This window comes from Corynebacterium sp., assembly GCF_012838985.1.
GTDB lineage: Bacteria > Actinomycetota > Actinomycetes > Mycobacteriales > Mycobacteriaceae > Corynebacterium.
Genome location: NZ_DUOE01000015.1, coordinates 1 through 2,713, shown reverse-complemented (window position 1 = coordinate 2,713; position 2,713 = coordinate 1). Strand labels below are relative to the sequence as shown.

At 67.3% G+C, this 2,713-nt stretch carries 3 protein-coding genes and 1 tRNA gene; 3 read left to right on the top strand and 1 reads right to left on the bottom strand.

Features of this window, described 5'->3' with window-relative positions:
- On the top strand, positions 1-500 hold a 500-nt coding region (locus GXZ33_RS00770; protein WP_291338961.1), incomplete at its 5' end, for a hypothetical protein.
- 66 nt (positions 501-566) lie between these two features.
- On the opposite strand, the gene GXZ33_RS00765 is transcribed toward GXZ33_RS00770, so the two are convergent.
- Positions 567-637: transfer RNA gene (locus GXZ33_RS00765), tRNA-Gly, on the bottom strand.
- Positions 638-862: 225 nt separating this feature from the next.
- On the opposite strand from GXZ33_RS00765, the gene dcd reads away from it, so the two are divergent.
- Positions 863-1,432 carry a dCTP deaminase gene (gene dcd / locus GXZ33_RS00760; protein WP_291338960.1) on the top strand — a complete coding sequence of 190 codons (570 nt, stop codon included), beginning with the start codon at positions 863-865 and terminating at the stop codon, positions 1,430-1,432.
- A 95-nt stretch (positions 1,433-1,527) separates the two neighbouring features.
- Positions 1,528-2,713 (top strand): UDP-glucose/GDP-mannose dehydrogenase family protein (locus GXZ33_RS00755; RefSeq protein ID WP_291338959.1); only part of this gene is annotated, 1,186 nt, incomplete at its 3' end.

Sequence of the window (2,713 nt, the reverse complement as noted above, 5' to 3'; positions counted from 1 at the left end):
TCGACCCCACCCTGGAGATCCACGTCGCCGGATGGCAGTGGTCCTCCCTGCGCCACTGGGACCGGTACAACCCGACCCCCTGGATCAGCGACCCCGGCATCCGCTACTGCGCACACCACTACTGGGACTCCGACGGCAGCGGTGGATACACTCGGTCCTTCCAATCCACCGTCCGGCAGGCCGAACGCGACGGATACACCGCCGGTGACCTGCCCACGGCCCTGCACACCCGCATCGAGGAGAACCTCGCCGACTTCAGCGCCTGGCTGCAGGCCGCCGGGGCGCGCGGTGCCATCGGCGAGATCGGTTGGCCCCACCACGACCCCGACTGGAACAACCTGGCCGACTGGTACCTCGGCCGCGTCGCCGCCCACGGTCTGCCCGTGGCGCACTGGCAGGCCGGCGAATGGGGCGACTGGGATGACCTGGCCCTCTACCAGGGCTCCCCGCTGTCCGGGGTGCGGGCCTCCGGGCTCGTGGCCGAGAAGCACCTGCGGTAGGCAAACCGTCGGGGAAAACAACGATGCCGCAGGACAGATGGGTGTCTGTCCTGCGGCATCACAGTGAGCCGGCGACGGGAATCGAACCCGCGCCAGCAGCTTGGGAAGCTGCAGTTCTACCATTAAACTACGCCGGCAGTCGCTCATGACGAGCTACCGGACAAGTCTAGCACTGGCGTGGCGTCGGGCAGGAAACGCCTGGTCTACAGCAGGGTGACCTCGACGTAGTAGTGGAAGTCTGCGTCGGAAACGACAGCGCCCGGGTGACACCGGGCGGGTCGCCCCAGGACACTAATGTCCGCTGACTGGTACATGTGCTCGAATGGGCCGGCGGTGGGGCGTCGTCACGTACACTCAGGACCGTGCTTCTCTCAGATCGTGACATCCGTTCCGCCATCGACTCCGGTGACCTCGGGATCGACCCCTTCGAGCCGGCGAACATCCAGCCGTCGAGCGTGGACGTCCGCATGGACCGGTTCTTCCGTGTGTTCAACAACTCGAAGTACACCCACATCGACCCGAAGCTGCAGCAGGACGACCTGACCAGCCTCGTCGAGGTGGAGGAGGGGGAGGCGTTCGTGCTGCACCCGGGTGAGTTCGTGCTGGCGTCGACGCTCGAGAAGTTCACGCTGCCGCCGAACCTCGCCGGCCGTCTGGAGGGCAAGTCCTCGCTGGGCCGCCTGGGGCTGCTGACGCACTCGACGGCGGGCTTCATCGATCCGGGTTTCTCGGGGTACATCACGCTGGAGCTGTCGAATGTGGCGAACCTGCCGATGACGCTGTGGCCCGGTATGAAGGTCGGCCAGCTGGCGCTGTTCCGGATGAGCTCCCCGGCGGAGGTGCCCTACGGTACCGGTGCCCTGGGCTCGAAGTACCAGGGTCAGCGGGGTCCGACCCCGTCGCGGGCGTACCTGAACTTCCCTGCGGAGTAGTTCGGGGGTGGAAACTACCCCACCTTCACCCCCGGTAGATGACATTCAATCTCAGTTCAGCCTGCGTTCATTCTCGAGCGGTAACAATGGCGGGTATGCGTATGACTGTGATCGGTACCGGATACCTGGGTGCGACCCACGCGGCCTGCATGGCTGAGCTCGGCCATGAGGTTCTCGGCGTGGACGTGGATGCTGCCAAGATCGACTCCCTCAAGGAGGGCACGGTCCCGTTCTATGAGCCCGGCCTGCCGGAGGTGCTGTCCCGGAACCTGGAGGCCGGTCGCCTGGACTTCACCACGGACTACCAGCGGGCCGCGGAGTTCGCGAACGTCCACTTCCTCGGCGTGGGCACCCCGCAGGAGCGGGGCTCCTACGCGGCGGACCTGACCTACGTGTACGCGGTCATCAGGGATCTGGTGCCGCTGCTGGAGGGCGACCACGTCATCCTCGGCAAGTCGACCGTCCCGGTGGGCACCGCCGATGAGCTGCAGACGCTGGCCGATGAACTGGCGCGGCCCGGCACGACCGTCGAGATCGCGTGGAACCCGGAGTTCCTGCGCGAGGGCTACGGCGTGCAGGACACCATCTCCCCGGACCGCATCGTGCTCGGTGTGCGTCGCGGCGAGAGCCGGGCGGAGGAGGTCGCCCGTGAGGTGTTCGCCAGGTCGATCGCGGAGGGCACCCCGTTCCTCGTCATGGACACGGTGACCTCGGAGCTGGTCAAGGTGTCCGCGAACGCGTTCCTGGCCACCAAGATCTCCTTCATCAACGCCGTCGCGGAGATCTGCGAGATCGCGGGCGGCGATGTCACCAAGCTTGCCGACGCCATCGGGTACGACGACCGCATCGGCCGCAAGTTCCTCGGTGCGGGCCTCGGCTTCGGCGGCGGCTGCCTGCCGAAGGACATCCGTGCCTTCATGGCACGTGCCGGTGAACTGGGCGCCGACCAGGCGCTGACCTTCCTGCGGGAGGTCGACGCCATCAACATGCGCCGCCGCGACCGCGTCCTGCAGCTGGCCCGCGAACTGTGCGACGGCAACCTGCTCGGCCGCCGCATCACCGTCCTGGGTGCGGCGTTCAAGCCGAACTCCGACGACGTGCGTGACTCGCCGGCGCTGTCGGTGGCGGGTTCCCTGTCCCTGGCGGGCGCCGACGTCTCCGTCTACGACCCGAAGGCCATGGACAACGCCCGCAAGGTCTTCCCGACGCTCGGTTACACCGACTCCGTCGAGGAGGCCCTCGAGGGTGCGGAGCTGGTCGTGCTCGCCACGGAGTGGCAGC